The organism is Pseudomonas sp. FME51, assembly GCF_014897305.1.
Genome location: NZ_JABUYN010000014.1, coordinates 39,223 through 55,739 on the forward strand (window position 1 = coordinate 39,223; position 16,517 = coordinate 55,739).

Genomic DNA, 16,517 nt, shown 5'->3' on the forward strand with positions numbered 1-16,517 from the left:
GTGATGACCAAAAAGCCGTCTGAAGCCGAACAGCGGGCCATTCTCGCGCGGCTTGATAAATTCAGCCGTTTTACCGATAGCAGTATCGGCCTGCCTTTCACTCGCTTCAAGATCGGGGTCGAACCCATCATTGGCCTGTTGCCGGGTATCGGTGATCTGGTCGGGCTGGCGATGTCTGGTTATGTATTGCTGGAGGCGCAGCGAGCGGGGGCGAGCAAGGAGGTGAAGCGGCGCATGCTGCGTAATATCGGGATCGACTTTGTCGGTGGTCTGATCCCGGTTGTTGGGGATGCCTTCGATGCTGTCTACAAAGCCAACAGCCGTAATACGCGCTTGTTGAGAAATCACCTGAACCAGCAGCTCGCGATAGAACCGCCCCCAGCATCCTTCCCATGGAAAATACTGATCGGTCTGTCGGTGCTGTTTGCCGCGATCATTGGCGGGCTGGCATTGCTTTTGTGACGTGCGACCGGCCTGGGTGGGTTGGTACCAGCTTGAGGGCTGGGGTCTTGAGGGCTGGGGTGATGGCGGCTGGGGTTCTTTATCAGCTGTCCATCGCCTGTTGTTTCAACTGTTCCTGCACGATTTGCTCCAGCCTGCCGCTCAATCGCTTGCGCAACTCTGCTTCGATCACCGGCAGCATCTCGTCAATCACATCCTGCATGACCAGTTGCGCTTCGGCCTGCAGGCGGGCCTCCATGCGTACTTCCCGTGCGCCGATATGAGGGCTTGCGAGTGATTGCGGAACGGCCTGCTGTAACAGTCGCTCAAGCTGCACCCGTTCACCTGCCAACCGCGCCAGCGATTCGTAGGGTAGAAAGGGGTTGGATGTCTTATCACTGCTGGCAGCTGGGGGCGGGGTCGGTTTATCGCCGCCGGAACTGATGATGTCCTGCAAAAGGGGAATGTCGAACTGGGTGTCTGGTTGTTGACCGGTCGCTGGGGATGGTTCATCCAGCAAGGTGCGGATGGATTCCAGATCCTTCAGCAAGCGAGATGGGTCCGTTTGTTCGCGCTGCGTCATACATCATCCTGCTATATCCGTATCTGATGAGTTTCCAGAGGATAGCCTCGTTTGCGATAAAAACGAAATCGTTCACGCGCCGGAGCCAGGATTGCATCGTGTTCGACCAGTATTTCCGCCAGACGGTTGAAGCGGCTGAAGAAGTCGGGCGTGTCATTGCTGAGGTTGATCAGAAAGTCATTATGCGGATCAGGAGTATCTCCGCATCCGCAGACGATGACTTCGTTCGGCTGATCGTTGTGCTGCGCATGGGGGAGAAAGCTGTCGGGCCGGAATGACCACAGCAGCTCATCCATCGCGGCGACCGCGGCCTCGTCAGCACAGTGCAGATACACCCGCCGGTTCTGCTCCCAGGCCTTGCGCGCCAGCCGACAGGCGAACTGCAGTCTGGCTTCGGGACTGGGGCTGGAGAGTACGTAAAAGTCGATTCTGGTCATGGGCTGTCGTTAATGACTGAAAGTAGGTGGCGCTCGCGTGATGAAAATATTGACTGTGCCTTCGTAGGGTCACCGGGGCTGGCAATGCCGGCCCCGGCTCGGATAGCTTGGCACAGTCAATATGACGGCTGACTCAGCCGGCCTTATTCAGCAGGTACTGAGTCAACAATGGCACCGGACGACCGGTAGCACCCTTATCTTTTCCACCACTGATCCATGCCGTACCCGCGATATCCAGGTGCGCCCAGGGGTAAGCCTTGGTGAAGCGTGACAGGAAGCAGGCAGCGGTGATGGTGCCGGCCTTGGGGCCGCCGATGTTGGCGATGTCGGCGAAGGGGCTGTCCAGCTGTTCCTGGTACTCATCGAACAGCGGCAGTTGCCAGCCGCGGTCATCGGCCTGCTTGCCGGCATTGAGCAGCAGCTCGACCAGTGCGTCATTGTTGCCCATGACACCCGTGGTGTGGCTGCCCAGAGCGACGATGCAGGCGCCGGTGAGGGTGGCGATATCAACCACGCTGGCGGGGTTGAAGCGCTCTGCGTAAGTCAGTGCATCACAGAGTACCAAGCGGCCTTCGGCGTCGGTGTTGAGGATTTCGATGGTCTGACCGGACATGCTGGTGACGATATCACCCGGCTTGGTGGCGGTGCCGCTGGGCATGTTCTCTGCGGCAGCGATCAGAATGGTCAGGTTGATCGGCAGCTGCAGGCTGACCACGGCCTTGAATACGCCCAGTACGGTGGCTGCGCCGCACATGTCGTACTTCATTTCGTCCATGCCGGAACCGGGCTTGAGGCTGATACCACCGGTGTCGAAGGTGATGCCTTTACCGACCAGTACATGGGGCTTGGTTTTGGCATCGGCTCCCTGGTAGCTGAGGCGGATCAATTTGGCGGGCTCGGCGCTGCCTGCGCTGACCGACAATAGCGAACCCATGCCCAGTGCCTTCATGTCTTTCTCTTCCAGCACTTCCACTTCCGTGCCCTTGAACTGCTTGGCCAGAGCCTTGGCTTCTTTGGCCAGGTAAGTTGGGGTGCAGACGTTGCCCGGCAGGTTGCCAAGGTCGCGGGTCAGGTCAGTACCATCGCTGATGGCCTGGCCGTGGGCGATGGCCTGTTTCAGAGCAGCGGCATCGGCCTTGTCGGCGGACCAGAGGGCGCATTTCTTCAGACGCGGCTTGTCGGCTTTTTTGCTCTTGAACTGATCGAACTGATACAGGCTCTCGCGGATGGTTTCTACCGCCAGGCGTGTGCGGGCGTACAGGTCCCGGTCCTTTACGGACAGTTCGCTGAAGGTCAGCACCGCATCGGTGGCGCCGCCATCTTTCAGTGTGGCGACAGTCTTCTGCAGTAGTTTGCGATAATCACGATCGCCTAGTTCCGGCTTCTTGCCGCTGCCGATCAATAATACGCGCTCGGCACTGATGCCGGGCAGGGCGAACAGCATCAGGGCTTGGCCTGGCTTGCCGGTGATGTCGCCGCGTTTGACGGCTGCGCTGATCTGGCCACCGCAGATGCCATCGAGATGGGCAGCGGTGCCGGTAAGGGTGCGTGATTCATTGATGCTGACGACCAGGCAACCGGTTTTAATGGTTTCCGCTGCGCCGTGTTTGACGTTGAACTCCATGGTGCTCCCCAAGACAAATCATGTGGTTTGACCGATAATGCAGCTCATTATGACCGGCACTTGTGCCGAAGCAGGCCGGACAACTGCAGACGGTGATGCTGTAGCTGCATTCTGGCCTATTCCCGAGAGCCCTTAAAGCCCGGATTCAAGGAAACCAATTGTGATCGTATTCCGATACCTCAGCCGCGAGGTGCTGACGACCCTTGCGGCCGTCAGCGGTGTATTGCTGCTGATTATCATGAGTGGCCGCTTCATCAAGTACCTGGCCCAGGCCGCCGCTGGGCAGCTTGACCCCGGCGTGCTGTTCATGATCATGGGTTATCGCCTGCCGGGCTTTGTCGTGCTGATTCTGCCGCTGGGCATGTTTCTGGGCATCCTGCTGGCTTACGGGCGGATGTATCTGGACAGCGAAATGGCGGTCCTGTCGGCCACCGGCGTCAGCGACCGGAAGATCCTCGGCTACACGCAGGGCCCGGCGCTGCTGGTGGCGCTGCTGGTCGCCTGGTTGAGCCTGTGGGTGGCGCCGGCCGGCGTGCTCAAGACCCAGCAGCTGTTCAATGAGCAGGACGCCATGACTGAGTTCGACACCCTCGCAGCCGGGCGCTTCCAGTCGCTGGGCAGCGGTCAGCGGGTTACCTACGCCGGTGGACTGTCCGATGACCGCACCGAGCTGGAAGCCATTTTCATCGCCGAACGCACTGGCTCAGGTGAGGATGCCAGCGTCGGCGTGCTGGTGGCCGAGAGCGGACGGCAGCAGATGAATGCGGATGGCAGCCGCTATCTGGTGCTGCAGAACGGCTTCCGCTATGACGGGCGCCCGGGGGCAGCTGATTTCAGGACCATTGAATATGATGCCTACGGGGTACTGCTGCCCAAGCCGGAGGTGGTGACCGAAGTGACCGACCGTGAGGCGATGCCATCCACACAACTGCTCGGTAGCACGGATCTGCGGAATCGGGCCGAGTTGCAGTGGCGCCTGGCAATTCCCTTGCTGGTACCAATAGTCGCGTTTTTTGCGGTGCCGCTGGCGCGCGTCAATCCACGTCAGGGCCGCTTCCTTAAGTTGTTACCGGCCATCATTCTGTATATGGCCTATCTCGGTCTGCTGGTCAGCGCCCGCGGCTGGATGGAGGCAGGTAAAACCCCGGCAGCATTGGGTTTGTGGTGGGTGCATGGGCTGTTTCTGATTGTCGGTGTGACGCTCAATTTCCGTGCTCTGACCGCGCCCAGTGCGCCAGCGGGAGGTCGTCATGCGGCTGCTTGATCGCCATATTGGCAAGACTGTCTTTATCAGCGTACTGACGGTGGCGCTGATCATCGTTGCGCTGGATCTGCTGTTCGCCTATATCGGTGAGCTGGAGGATCTGGAGGGCGGCTACGGTGCAGTCGAGGCGCTGACCTATATCTTCCTGACTCTGCCGCGTCGGTTGTATGACCTGCTGCCGATGGCAGCGCTGGTCGGCTGTCTGATCGGCCTGGGCACTCTGGCGAGCAACTCTGAACTGACGATCATGCGCGCCTCGGGTATGTCCATCGCGCGGATCATGGGCGCGGTGTTGAAACCGCTGCTGGTGCTGATGGTTGCCGGTGTGCTGCTGGGGGAATATGTTGCGCCCTACAGCGAAAACATGGCGGAAAGCCGCCGGGCGCTGGCGATCGGCAGCGGCGAGGCGGTCAAGTCCAAGGGGTTGTGGCATCGCGAAGGTGATGACTTTATCCACATTAATGCGGTGCAGCCAAATGGTGTGCTGCATGGCATTACCCGCTATCGCTTCGATGACCAGCGCGAACTACTGGAAACCAGCTTCGCCCAGCGTGCCAGTGTTCAGGATGAGCATTGGTTGCTGGAAGGGGTCGCCACCACTTTATTCGAGGTCGATGGCACCAGTCGGGTGGAGCAACATGAGCAGCAGCGCTGGGATGTGGGGCTATCCCCACGACTGCTGCGAGTGGTCCTGCTCGATCCGGATGTGCTGCCGCTGACCGGTATCTGGCATTACCAGAACTACCTTGCCGAGCAGGGCTTGAATAACAGTCAGTACTGGCTGGCATTCTGGAAGAAACTGCTACAGCCGCTGACCACGGCGGCGCTGGTATTCGTTGCCATCTCCTTCATCTTCGGCCCTCTGCGCTCGGTCACCCTTGGGCAGCGGGTGTTCACCGGGGTGCTGGTCGGCTTCAGTTTCCGCATCCTGCAGGACCTGCTGGGGCCATCCAGTTTGGTGTTCGGCTTTTCGCCGTTGATTGCGGTGCTGTTGCCTATCTTGATATTGGTGGTGATGGGCGGTTGGTTGATGCGCAGGGCAGGGTGATGTGCCTGCGCACATCACTACTTCGGCAGCACCACTGTCCGGGTTCCAGAGGCGATGTCCTGCCAGGTGCGCGATTGCTTGTCCCACAATGCCCACCAGATGCCCAGGCCGCCGCAGAGCCATGAGATCAGGGCAATGGTGACGCGGTTGATGGACTGTTTCCAGGTGATGGATCTACCGTCGGGCTGTTGCACCCGAACACGCCAGGCTTGCATGCCCAGGGTCTGGCCCTTGAGCGTCCAGAACAGGCCGAAGAAACCATAGAGACTGATAATCATCAGTATGCTCAGCATCGGATCACGATCCAGTGCGCCGGCATCGGACATGGCGCTGAGCGCTTCGCTACCGTGGATCAAGCGCAGAACGCCCTGCTGATAGATCAGAGTCAGCACCATGAGCAACGCCAGGCACAGGGTGAAGTCATACAGCGTACTGGCCAGGCGGCGAGCGAGGCCAGGGGCGGGGAAGTCCCCGGTGGGTTGCAGTTGCTTGACCGCCATGCGGCCTCCATCTGAGTAGGGTAAGCGGGTTGCCTAGCGACGAGTCAAAGGCTGGCGATCAAAGCTGACGCCGGCCAATCCCTGTTTCAGCAAGGCGCGGATATTGGCGTGCTCGATGCCGTGCGGACTGGCCAGCACGGACTGATAATGCTCGGCGAAGCACTGCAGCGCTTGCGCATCAGTCAGCCCTTGGTCCAGCGCCATGGCCAGGGCTTTACAGGAGCCCTGATTCTGCTCCGCACTATTGCGGACTGGCCCGTTGCTGAACGCGCTGGGCTGGTAATGATAATGCTGCTCGATGAACGCAAGAGTATCGGCAAAGCGCTGCTCGGGTGACCCCAGGCTGACCTTGAATTGCTCGGCAGTCATGGGCGTTCGGCGCTCAGGGTAATGGACACGGACTCGGCAAACCGCAGGGCGTGGGGTTTGTCCACTTCGACCTCGGCATAGCGCACCTGCTCGTGCTGCATGATGATATCCAGCAGCTCCTGGGTCAGGCGCTCCAGCAGGGCAAAGCGGTTGTTTTCCACGTGGCTGATCAGCGCTTTGGTAATGGTGCGGTAATTCAGCGCGTGGTCGATCTCGTTCTCGGTTACCGCAGTGTCGGCCGGGTAGAGAATACGGGCATTGATCAGCACGTCCTGCCGGTTGTTGATTTCCTCTTCCTTGATACCGATGAAGGTCCGCAGGCGCAGATTCTTGACTCGGATGCGCGCCATGCCGGGCTCAAGACGCTCCATCTCAGTTGCTCCGGCCGATCAGCTGCAGGAATTCCTGGCGGGTATTGACCGACTCGCGGAAGCTGCCGAGCATGACCGAGGTGAGCATGGACGAGTTCTGCTTCTCGACGCCGCGCATCATCATGCACATATGTTTTGCTTCGATGACCACCGCCACGCCCTGGGCATCGGTAACCGACTGCACGGCTTCGGCGATCTGCCGAGTCAGGCTTTCCTGAATCTGCAGGCGGCGGGCGAACATATCGACGATGCGCGCGATCTTGGACAGGCCCACCACCTTGCCGTTGGGCATATAGGCCACGTGGGCCTTGCCAATAAAAGGCAGCATGTGATGCTCGCACAGGGAGTACAGCTCGATGTTCTTGACGATGACCATCTCGTCGCTGGAGGACTCGAACAGTGCGCCATTGACGATCTCTTCAAGTGATTGATCGTAGCCACGGCAGAGAAACTGCATGGCCTTGGCTGCCCGCAGCGGAGTGCCCTTGAGACCTTCGCGCTCCGGGTTCTCACCCAGGTTGGTCAGGATGTCGTGGTAGTTGCTGGTCAGTTTTTCGAGGCTCATCGGAATTCTCTCATGGATTCACTTCAGGTTTCTGCCGCCATTCAGGTCGAGGCAGGTACCGGTTACGTAGGGGTTGTCCAGCAGATAACGGATGGACTGGTAGACCACATCCGGCCCGGGCTCGATGCCCAGTGCCGATTTGGCCAGCGCCTTGCTGCGATAGTCAGGCGAATCGCCTTCATTGAACATGATCAGCGCCGGTGCGATGGCGTTGACCTTGATGCGCGGCGCAAACCGTGCCGCGAAGGAGCGGCTGAGGCTCTCCAGTCCGGCCTTGGTGGCGCTGTAGGCAATATGCTTGGCACTGCCACGCTGGGCTACATGGTCGCTGATATGAATGATATCACCGGTCACATCAGGATCGAACAGCTCGGCGCAGGCCAGGTTGAGCAGATAAGGCGCCTGCATGTGCACCATGAACATCTGCTGAAACGCATCGGCAGCGTTGTCATCATTCATCCACTCCGAGGCGTTGTGGATCAGGGCGCGCAGGCGGATCTGCCGGCTGGTCAGTGTATCGATCAGCTGTTGTATGCCATCCTCGGTGGAGAAGTCGGCCAACAGCACCTCGATATTTCCCAGCGGCTTGTCCTGCCATTCTGGGCGAGGCTGGCGACAAGTGATGATCACCCGAAAGCCGTCAGCCGCCAGACGCTGGGCGCAATACAAGCCCACACGCTGTGCTGCTCCGGTAATCAGAATGGTCTGCTGATCGTTCATTGGGCCGGGGTCTGGTTAGTTCTGGAAAGCGGCCATCTTAGCATGTCTGCCCGCCGCGGGCGCTGACTCGGGAGTCTTCCACGGCAGCGGCGTGCTGATTCGGGCATAATATGCGCCCGGTCAATTTCCAAAGGGGGCAGCAATGCATCTGGCAATACTCAGTGGTTCGGTTTTCGGTACCGCCGATTTTCTCGCGGATGAGGCAGCTGAACGCTGTACCGCAGCAGGCTTGCAGGTCAGCCGGATCAACCCACCCACGGTCGATGCTCTGCTGGATGCTGGCGCGGATGCGATTCTGGTGTGTTGTTCGACCACCGGCATGGGCGAGCTGCCCGACACCATAGTGCCCTTCTATAGCGAGATGCAGACGCGCTTTCCGCTGCTGACCGACATTCCTTTCGGGGTGATCGGGCTGGGTGATTCATCCTACGCCGATACCTTTTGTCAGGGCGGTGAGCAGATTCGCGAACTGCTGCTGGAGCTGCAGGCGCGCGAAGCCTTGCCTATGTTGCAGCTTGATGCCAGCGAGACGGTGACCCCCGAGACGGATGCCGAGCCCTGGCTGGATGAGCTGATCGTGCTGCTGAAAAGCGTCTGAGGTATTTCTTCAGAGCAGGCTATCGGTTCCGGTCGCCAGGCGGGTCAGTGCTGCCTCGTCCAGAATGGTGATCTGGCTGTAGTGGATGCTGATCCAGCCGGCCTGCTCGAGTTTCTTCAGCAGTTTGTTGATGCTCTGGCGCGAGCTGTTGAGCATCAGCCCCAGCATTTCCTGCGATAGCTGGATCGACAGCCGTTCGTTAGCCAGGGCCACGTCGCCATAATACTGCGCATGCATCAGCAGCCGCTTGGCCAGCCGGGCAGGCAGCGGCAGCAGAGCGCTGTCTTCCATCATGTTGAAGGACAGTCGCAAGCGGCGACACAGCAACCGCATGAAATGTGGATACAGTTCGGGACGGTGTTCAAGCAGTTGCTGGAAACCCTTGCGTGGAATCATCAGCACTTCGGTAACGCCCATGGCGTGAGCATCATGGGTGCGAGGCAACCCATCAAACAATGATATTTCGCCGAACCAGTTGCCGGGACTCAATACCGTCAGCAACGCTTCGCGGCCATCGGCGCCGGTATTGCTGATACGCATGGCGCCTGTGCTGACACCATACAGGCCATCCGGCAGATCGCCACGGGCATGCAACCGTTGGCCATCCTGCAGCCGGCGCACCCGCGCCATCGACACCATCTCACTGATGCAGTCCGCCGGCAGATCGCGAAACCAGCGGTTACGCTGCAGCAGCGCGGCATGTTGGTCGCTGCCATGCTGCGACACTGTAAGCTGGTTGACAGTGCTGTCTGCTGTCACGTTCTAGACTCTCCTCAAATGCCCGGTCAGGATATATTGCCTCTGAATATGCGCAGTATGCCGCAGTTGGCCGGAAAGTCCTGCCTCCGGCACGTCCCTACATACAAGAGGATCACCTCCATGAATGCAATTCAGTCATTGCCCGCAACCGATGTCCAGGCGCTGGTGAGCACCGAGGAATGGCAGACCCGCGTGGATCTCGCCGCCTGTTACCGCCTGATCGCCATGCACGGTTGGGATGACGTGGTCTTTACTCATGTGTCGGCCAAGATTCCGGGCACCGAACATTTCCTGATCAACCCCTACGGGTTGATGTTCGAGGAAATGACCGCCTCCAATCTGGTCAAGATCGACCTGCATGGCAACAAGGTTATGGAGTCGCCCTACGAAATCAACCCGGCGGGTTTCACTATTCACAGCGCGGTGCATGAAGTGCGGCATGACGCCGGTTGCGTCTTGCACACCCATACGCCGGCCGGCGTCGGCGTGTCCTGTCAGAAGGATGGTATTTTGCCGATTTCTCAGCAGGCGCTGTTCGTCATGTTCAGTCTGGCCTACCACGACTATGAAGGGGTGGCGCTGAACGAAGAGGAAAAGGTGCGGTTGCAGGCGGATCTGGGCAATGCCAACAACCTGGTGTTGCGCAATCACGGGTTGCTGACCTGCGGCAAGACGGTCTCCGATGCCTTCCTGACCATGTACACCTTACAGCGCTGCTGTGAAATTCAGGTCGCGGCCCAGGCGGGCGGCGGTGAGCTGCTGACCATTCCGCAAAGCATTCTCGATGGCGCCAAGGAAAGCATGCGCAAGGTGACGCGCGGTGCCGGTAGCGGTATCGCCTGGCCGGCACTGCTGCGCAAGCTGCAGCGGGTCAACCCGGGATTCGATGTCTGATATGGATCGGCTCGCGGGCATCGCCCTGAGCGACTGGCAGGCCCGGGCGCGGGAATTTGATTTCCGCGGTCACCCGATGCGTTATTGGGAGGCCGGGCAGGGCGAGCCGCTGTTGCTGATTCACGGCTTTCCTTCGGGGTCCTGGGATTGGCACTACCTGTGGCAGCCGCTGGCCGAGCGCTACCGGGTAATCGCCTGCGACATGCTGGGTTTCGGCTTTTCCGCCAAGCCGCGAGGGCATGGCTACAGTCTGTTGGAGCAGGCGGATATCCAGTTGGATCTGTTACGGCTGCTGGGTGTATCGAACTATCACATTCTGGCCCATGACTATGGCGACAGCGTCGCTCAGGAGCTGTTGGCGCGGGATCTGGAAGGTGAGCGGCGGATCGGCAGCCTGTGTTTTCTCAACGGCGGCCTGTTCCCGGAAACGCACCGGCCGGTGCTGCTGCAGAAGCTGCTGATGAGTCCGATCGGCTTTCTGATTGGTCGGCGCTTCAGTAGGGCGCGGTTGGCTGAAAGCTTCGGTAAGGTATTTGGACCGCAGACGCAGCCTGACGAAGCTGAACTGGATGCTTTCTGGAGCATGATCGAGACCAACAACGGCCCGGCGGTGATGCACAAGTTGATTCACTACATGGCTGAGCGGCGTGTGCACCGTGAGCGCTGGGTCGGCGCCATGCAGCGCACCCCAGTGCCGATGCGGGTGATTGATGGCGCAGTCGATCCGATCTCGGGCGCCCATATGGTGGCGCGTTACCGGGAGCTGATCGCCGAGCCCGATACGGTATTATTGGAAGGTATCGGGCATTACCCGCAGATCGAAGCGCCAGAGCAGGTATTGGCTGGCTATCTGATGTTTCGGGACAAGCTTGAAAAGGGCAGCTGAGCTGCCCTTTTTCATTTCTGTTCTTCGCGCAGGAACACCAGTTTGTCGGGGCTGGAGCTGGCCTTGTCGTAGTAGTATCCCTCGAGATTGAAGTCCTTCAGTCCTTCGGGGTCCTTGAGTTTTTCCTTGATCACGTAGCGGGCCATTAGGCCGCGGGCTTTCTTGGCGTAGAAGCTGATGATCTTGTACTGGCCGTTCTTCTGATCCTTGAACACCGTCTCGATCAGCCGACCTTTCAACGCCTTGGGTTTGACCGCGCCGAAGTATTCCTGGGAGGCGAGGTTGAGTAGCACGTCATCGCCTTGGTCCTGCAGGTCCTGGTTCAGCCAGTCGGTAATGTCGTTGCCCCAGAAGGCGTACAGGTCCTTGCCGCGCGGGTTGGCCAGCTTGGTGCCCATCTCCAGGCGATAGGGCTGCATGAGGTCCAGGGGGCGCAGAATGCCGTACAGGCCTGACAGCATGCGCAGATGCTGCTGAGCGAAGTCGAAGTCATCCTCGCTGAAATCAACCGCGTTCATGCCGGTGTAGACGTCACCTTTGAACGCCAGCAGCGCCTGTTTGCTGTTCTCGATGGTGAAGGTGTCACTGTAACTACCGTAGCGGGCGACGTTCAGCGCAGCCAGCTTGTCCGACAGGGACATCAGTTTGGCGATGTCCTGGGGGGACTTTTCCTGGAGCACGTCGATCAGCTCCCGGCTGTGATTCAGATAGCGCGGCAGGGTGTGGTGCTCGGTGGCCGGGGCTGTCTCGTAATCCAGGGTCTTGGCGGGGGAAATCACCATCAGCATGACAAAGGCTCCTTCGTTTCGTTGCCCGATATTATGCCGGATGTGACGCGGGAAGGCTTCCAATGGTGGTGATTGAGGGAGTTAATGGGGTGGTTTGAGAGTGACGCGACTCTCCCCAGCCCTCTCCCGCGAGGGGAGAGGGCGTCGGGCGTGGCGAGCGCTGCTGCTAGAGATGGGTTTCGGCGTATTCCGCCAGCACAGAGCGCGGTACGCCCTGCAGGTGGATATGTACGCCATGGGGGAAGTCCTTGAAGCACTCCGTCAGGTAGGTCAGCCCCGAGCTGGTGGCGTTCAGGTAGGGCGTGTCGATCTGTGCCAGGTTGCCCAGACAGACCACTTTCGAGCCGGTGCCGGCGCGGGTGATGATGGTCTTGATCTGGTGCGGGGTGAGGTTCTGGCTCTCGTCGATCAGGATGAAGCTGTGCTGGAAACTGCGTCCGCGGATGTAGTTGAGGGATTTGAATTGCAGTGGCACCCGGTCGAGGATGTACTCGACGCTACCGTGGGTGCATTCGTCATCCATGTGCAGAGCTTCGAGGTTGTCGGTGATTGCACCCAGCCAGGGCTCCATTTTCTCCTTCTCGGTACCCGGTAGAAAGCCGATGTCTTCATCCAGCCCCTGGGTGCTGCGGGTGGCGATGATGCGTCGGTAGGTCTTGCTGACCATGGTCTGCTCAATTGCTGCGGCCAGCGCGAGGATGGTCTTGCCCGAGCCGGCGGCCCCGGTGAGGTTGACCAGGTGAATGTTCGGGTCCAGCAGAGCGTGCAGGGCCAGCGCCTGGAAGGTGTCCCGTGGGCGCAGTCCCCAGGCTTCCTGATGCATCAGCGGTTCCTGGTGCATATCGAGCAGTTGGAGGTGGCTCCCGTCAACCGCCTTGATCTGGCCGATGAAGCCTTGCTCGTCGATGATGAAGTCGTTGATATGCAAGCCCGGCAGTGGCTCGATGAGCTGGACATCATGCGCTGTCTGACCGGTGAGCTGGTGGGTCTCGACCTTGTTTGCGCGGTCCCAGAATGAGCCTTCTATCTCGTGATAACCGCGGGCCAGAAGGTTGATGTCATCCAGCAGCTGGTCGGAATGATAGTCCTCCGCGTCGATACCGCAGGCCCGGGCCTTGAGCCGCATGTTGATGTCTTTCGATACCAGGGCGATGCGGTTATCGGGGTGGCGCATCTGCAATTGGCACAGCTGGTTGATGATCTTATTGTCGTTGAGGTCGTTGGGCAGACAGTGGGCGGGAAGAGGGGCCTTGTCCATCAGGATGGCGAGGGTGCCCTGGGCGCCGAGCTTGCCCCGCTGGATGGGTACGCCCGACTCCACCAGCCCGGGAGGCGCATCGGCCAGTGTCTGGTCGATCAGCCGGATGGCCTGGCGACAGTCGGCTGCGGTGCTGGTCTTGCCGGATTTGAGCTTGTCGAGTTCTTCAAGGACGGTCATCGGGATGATGACGTGGTGTTCTTCGAAATTGAGCAGTGCGTTGGGGTCGTGGATGAGAACGTTGGTATCAAGTACGTAGAAGGTGTGTCGGGTCGCTCCGCACGCTTCCATGGGCTATTACCTCGCAATGGTCGCAATCACGAGACTGGATCAGGCGCCGGTCCGCACCTGGCAGTCCGCAGGCCGACTCGCGTTACCCGGCGGTATCAATGGATTACCGCTGGGTTTCGGTCGGTTGATTGAGGTATAGCCTAAAACAAATGACAGTCACAAGCGTTGTGCGCATAAATGTGGGCGATAGCGGTTAATAGACAAATGGTGGTTCACCCGGGCCGGATGAGCGCGATATAGTCATTGGCCCGGTCATCGAAAAATCTTCCATAAAACTCAGCGACGGTCCCGTCGTCCATCTTTTCTGTTACCCGCACGCTTGCGATTGGCCGCTGCAGCGGCAGCCTGCTCCGCCTCGTTGGCGTCGCTGGCGGCTTTTTCCTCTGCTGTGCGTTGAAGCTTGGGTACCGGTTTGAGGTAGATCTCTTCCGGCGGAATGCATTCCAGCTTGTCGCCCAGCAGTTCCTCGATGGGCGGTAACTGGAAGGCGTCATCCTCGCCGGCAAAACTGATCGAGGTGCCCTTGGCGCCGGCACGACCGGTTCTACCTATACGGTGTACATAGTCTTCCGGATCGTCCGGCAGGGTGTAGTTGATGACGTGGCTGATGCCATCGATATGGATACCGCGGCCGGCTACATCGGTAGCGACCAGTACCCGCAACTTGCCTTCGCGAAAATTATCCAGGGTACGTACCCGTTTGTTCTGCGGCACATCGCCGGACAACTGGGCGGCATTGACGCCGTCGCGTACCAGACGTTCCTGGATGCGGCGCACCTCGTCCTTGCGGTTGGCGAATACCATGACCCGCTCCAGCTCCAGCTGGGTGACCAGGTTGTACAGCAGCTTGTACTTGTCACTGCCGCTGACGGCGTAGACTTTCTGGGTGATGTTTTCCGAGGCGGGGCGTTCCGGTTCGATCTCGACGATGGCCGGCTCGACTGTCCATTGCTGCGACAGGTTCATTACATCATCACTGAAGGTGGCGGAGAACAGCAGCGTCTGGCGGTCGCCCTTGCGCGGGGTCTGGCGGATGATCTGCCGTACCTGGGGAATGAAGCCCATGTCCAGCATGCGGTCGGCTTCATCGAGGATCAGCACTTCAACCAGATCCAGGTGCACTTCACCGCGGTTGCAGAAGTCCAGCAGACGACCGGGGGTCGCTACCAGGATGTCGCAATAATTCTTTTCCAGCTGTTTGAGCTGCTTGTCGTAGTCCATGCCGCCGACAAAGCCCATGACGTTCAGCCCACAATATTTGGTCAGGCCTTCGGCATCGCTGGCAATCTGCATGACCAGCTCGCGGGTCGGGGCGATGATGAGTGCGCGCGGCTCACCCATGAAGCGTTCATCCGGCGCCGGGGTTTCCAGCAGCTGGGTGATGGTCGAGATGAGGAAGGCAGCGGTCTTGCCGGTACCGGTCTGGGCGCGGCCAATGGCATCGTGGCCGAGCAGAGTATTGCCCAGCACTTCCGCCTGAATCGGCGTGCAGTAGCTGAAGCCCTGATCCTGGATGGCGCGCATCAAACTGTCGGGCAGGGGGAAGTCATGGAAGCGTGTCTTGCCTTCTGCCGGCTCGACCGCGAAATCAGCGATGGACCACGGCTTGGCTGGCGGCGCGGGCCGCGGTTGAGCCTGGCGGGTGCGCTTGGGGCGTGCTTCCCTTTTTTCCTCTCGTGCTGGTGCTTCCGGCACCGGTGCAGCGGTGCTCGGGGTGACCGGAGCAGCCACTGGCTCGATGTGCGTCTCGTGATGCGGCGCGGGCGTCTTGCCGGGCTTGAATAGCTTCTTCAGTGCTTTGAGCACAATATTCTCTCGATTGGATATGAATAATCATCGAGCAGTGTAAAGCAACCCAGGCGGTTAGCGAAGACCCAGTCGGCTGACCAGCCAGGCGCGTATTTCGGTGATCTCCTGCGGGCATACTTCGTGGGCCATGGGGTAGCCATGCCAATGGGTGGTGTGCCCGGCGTCACGCAGCAGGTCATGAGCGCGGCGGCCCATTTCCGGTTGCAGGATATCGTCGTGCAGACCGTGGGCAAAGAAGGCATCCAGTGCTGGCCCTTGGTGATCGCTCAGCAGCTGTTCCAGGGTGGGACCATAGGTCGACAGCGCCATGATGCCGCCCAGCGGCAGGCCGCTTTCCAGAGCAGCATGCATGATCACCGCGCCGCCCTGGGAAAACCCGGCCAGAATGATACGTCCGACATCAATGCCGCTGGCGATCTGCTCGTCGATCAGCGCCTGCACCATGGCGACCGATTCGGCCAGCTGCTGCATATTCATGACCCGCTGCGGGGTGACCGTCAGAATGTCGAACCAGCAGGGCATGGGATAGCCGCCGTTGATGGTCACCGGGCGAGTGGGCGCCTGCGGGAAAGCGAAACGCACACGATGATCAGCCGGTAATTGCAGCGCCTTGACCACGGGAACAAAGTCGTAGCGATCCGCGCCCAGGCCATGCAGCCAGATGACGCAGGCATCAGCCGGCTGGGGTGATTCAATGATCAGGGGTTGGTTCGACATGCTTTATCCTCAGGCGCGCGACATGAATTTTCCGGTTTCGGTGTGGACGCGCACCACTTCGCCGGTTTCCAGGTATTCGGGAATCTGGATCTCCAGACCGCTGGCAAAACGAGCGGTTTTGGTACGTGCACTGGCGGAGGATCCCTTGATCGCCGGCGGTGTTTCTTCAATGGCCATTTCCACCACGGCCGGCAGTTCGATACCCACCAGGTTGCCTTCCACTATCAGGCCATAGACGCCCTGAATACCATCGTGCAGATAAGGGATCTGCTCTTCGAGGGCATCCTCATTCAGGGTGAACTGGGAATAGTCTTCATTATCCATGAAGGTGTAGCCGTCAGCATCCAGATAGAGAAACTGCACCGCGCGCTTCTGAAAGTCGATGGGGGTGAGGAAGTCATCACCGGTCAGACTCTGGTCGAGCTTCTGTTTGGTCTGCACATGGTTGAAACGCACCTTGTACAGCGTCGTACCGCTGCGCGAGGAAGGACTTTTCACATCGATCTGCGACACGATATACGGTTGGTTGTTGATCTGAACGATCTGGCCTTTCTTCAGTTCGGCGGCTTTTGGCATTGTGCTGGCTCGGTCACGG

At 59.5% G+C, this 16,517-nt stretch carries 20 protein-coding genes; 6 read left to right on the plus strand and 14 right to left on the minus strand.

Annotation, left to right across the window (positions count from 1 at the left end):
- The first annotated feature begins 3 nt into the window (after positions 1 to 3).
- Positions 4 to 462 (plus strand): DUF4112 domain-containing protein, encoded by a 459-nt coding sequence (locus tag INT39_RS19265; RefSeq protein ID WP_193075610.1) that lies wholly within the window; start codon positions 4 to 6, stop codon positions 460 to 462.
- A gap of 82 nt (positions 463 to 544) precedes the next feature.
- Here INT39_RS19265 and INT39_RS19270 read toward each other — a convergent pair whose 3' ends face one another.
- From INT39_RS19270 to INT39_RS19280, 3 genes are all read right to left on the minus strand, one after another.
- Positions 545 to 1,024, minus strand: a complete 480-nt coding sequence (locus INT39_RS19270) for a hypothetical protein (RefSeq protein WP_193075611.1) — start codon at positions 1,022 to 1,024, stop codon at positions 545 to 547.
- Positions 1,025 to 1,035: 11 nt separating this feature from the next.
- A complete protein-coding gene (locus tag INT39_RS19275; protein ID WP_193075612.1) occupies positions 1,036 to 1,461 on the minus strand; it encodes a DNA polymerase III subunit chi in 426 nt (141 codons plus the stop codon).
- A gap of 133 nt (positions 1,462 to 1,594) precedes the next feature.
- Positions 1,595 to 3,085, minus strand: a complete 1,491-nt coding sequence (locus INT39_RS19280) for a leucyl aminopeptidase (RefSeq protein WP_193075613.1) — start codon at positions 3,083 to 3,085, stop codon at positions 1,595 to 1,597.
- Positions 3,086 to 3,245: 160 nt separating this feature from the next.
- Between INT39_RS19280 and lptF the strand changes: the two genes are divergently transcribed.
- Positions 3,246 to 4,349 (plus strand): LPS export ABC transporter permease LptF, encoded by a 1,104-nt coding sequence (gene lptF / locus INT39_RS19285; RefSeq protein ID WP_193075614.1) that lies wholly within the window; start codon positions 3,246 to 3,248, stop codon positions 4,347 to 4,349.
- On the plus strand, positions 4,336 to 5,397 hold the full coding sequence (lptG, locus tag INT39_RS19290) for an LPS export ABC transporter permease LptG (protein WP_193075615.1): 1,062 nt from the start codon (positions 4,336 to 4,338) through the stop codon (positions 5,395 to 5,397). Before lptF ends, lptG begins: the two co-directional genes overlap by 14 nt.
- A 17-nt stretch (positions 5,398 to 5,414) precedes the next feature.
- Here the strand turns inward: lptG and INT39_RS19295 are convergent, their stop codons facing one another.
- From INT39_RS19295 to folM, 5 genes are read right to left on the minus strand one after another with little or no spacing between them, the layout of a single operon-like run.
- A complete protein-coding gene (locus INT39_RS19295) occupies positions 5,415 to 5,897 on the minus strand; it encodes an RDD family protein (protein WP_193075616.1) in 483 nt (160 codons plus the stop codon).
- A 33-nt stretch (positions 5,898 to 5,930) separates the two neighbouring features.
- Complete coding sequence (locus INT39_RS19300; RefSeq protein ID WP_193075617.1) at positions 5,931 to 6,266, minus strand: HopJ type III effector protein; 336 nt, start codon at positions 6,264 to 6,266, stop codon at positions 5,931 to 5,933.
- Positions 6,263 to 6,637 carry a dihydroneopterin triphosphate 2'-epimerase gene (gene folX, locus INT39_RS19305; RefSeq protein WP_193075618.1) on the minus strand — a complete coding sequence of 125 codons (375 nt, stop codon included), beginning with the start codon at positions 6,635 to 6,637 and terminating at the stop codon, positions 6,263 to 6,265. Before folX ends, INT39_RS19300 begins: the two co-directional genes overlap by 4 nt.
- A gap of 1 nt (position 6,638) precedes the next feature.
- Entirely contained in the window at positions 6,639 to 7,202 is a 564-nt protein-coding gene (gene folE, locus INT39_RS19310; RefSeq protein ID WP_090271673.1) for a GTP cyclohydrolase I FolE, read from the minus strand.
- An 18-nt stretch (positions 7,203 to 7,220) separates the two neighbouring features.
- Entirely contained in the window at positions 7,221 to 7,922 is a 702-nt protein-coding gene (gene folM / locus INT39_RS19315; protein WP_193075619.1) for a dihydromonapterin reductase, read from the minus strand.
- Positions 7,923 to 8,064: 142 nt separating this feature from the next.
- On the opposite strand from folM, the gene INT39_RS19320 reads away from it, so the two are divergent.
- Entirely contained in the window at positions 8,065 to 8,520 is a 456-nt protein-coding gene (locus tag INT39_RS19320; RefSeq protein WP_193075620.1) for a flavodoxin domain-containing protein, read from the plus strand.
- A 9-nt stretch (positions 8,521 to 8,529) separates the two neighbouring features.
- On the opposite strand, the gene INT39_RS19325 is transcribed toward INT39_RS19320, so the two are convergent.
- Positions 8,530 to 9,279: a Crp/Fnr family transcriptional regulator gene (locus tag INT39_RS19325; protein ID WP_193075621.1), complete on the minus strand. Its 750-nt coding sequence runs from the start codon at positions 9,277 to 9,279 to the stop codon at positions 8,530 to 8,532.
- Positions 9,280 to 9,399: 120 nt separating this feature from the next.
- On the opposite strand from INT39_RS19325, the gene INT39_RS19330 reads away from it, so the two are divergent.
- Positions 9,400 to 10,173, plus strand: coding sequence for a class II aldolase/adducin family protein (locus INT39_RS19330; RefSeq protein WP_193075622.1), 774 nt, complete (start codon positions 9,400 to 9,402; stop codon positions 10,171 to 10,173).
- 1 nt (position 10,174) lies between these two features.
- Positions 10,175 to 11,059, plus strand: coding sequence for an alpha/beta fold hydrolase (locus INT39_RS19335; protein WP_193075679.1), 885 nt, complete (start codon positions 10,175 to 10,177; stop codon positions 11,057 to 11,059).
- An 11-nt stretch (positions 11,060 to 11,070) separates the two neighbouring features.
- Here INT39_RS19335 and yaaA read toward each other — a convergent pair whose 3' ends face one another.
- The 5 genes from yaaA to yeiP form a co-directional block, all read right to left on the minus strand.
- Complete coding sequence (gene yaaA / locus INT39_RS19340; protein WP_193075623.1) at positions 11,071 to 11,847, minus strand: peroxide stress protein YaaA; 777 nt, start codon at positions 11,845 to 11,847, stop codon at positions 11,071 to 11,073.
- A gap of 166 nt (positions 11,848 to 12,013) precedes the next feature.
- The gene (locus INT39_RS19345) at positions 12,014 to 13,396 is read right to left on the minus strand and encodes a PhoH family protein (RefSeq protein WP_193075624.1); all 1,383 of its coding nucleotides are present in this window, start codon (positions 13,394 to 13,396) and stop codon (positions 12,014 to 12,016) included.
- 276 nt (positions 13,397 to 13,672) lie between these two features.
- Entirely contained in the window at positions 13,673 to 15,202 is a 1,530-nt protein-coding gene (gene rhlB / locus INT39_RS19350) for an ATP-dependent RNA helicase RhlB (protein WP_193075625.1), read from the minus strand.
- 57 nt (positions 15,203 to 15,259) lie between these two features.
- On the minus strand, positions 15,260 to 15,922 hold the full coding sequence (locus tag INT39_RS19355; RefSeq protein ID WP_193075626.1) for an alpha/beta hydrolase: 663 nt from the start codon (positions 15,920 to 15,922) through the stop codon (positions 15,260 to 15,262).
- Between the two features lie 9 nt (positions 15,923 to 15,931).
- Complete coding sequence (yeiP, locus tag INT39_RS19360; protein WP_193075627.1) at positions 15,932 to 16,498, minus strand: elongation factor P-like protein YeiP; 567 nt, start codon at positions 16,496 to 16,498, stop codon at positions 15,932 to 15,934.
- Positions 16,499 to 16,517 lie beyond the last annotated feature (19 nt).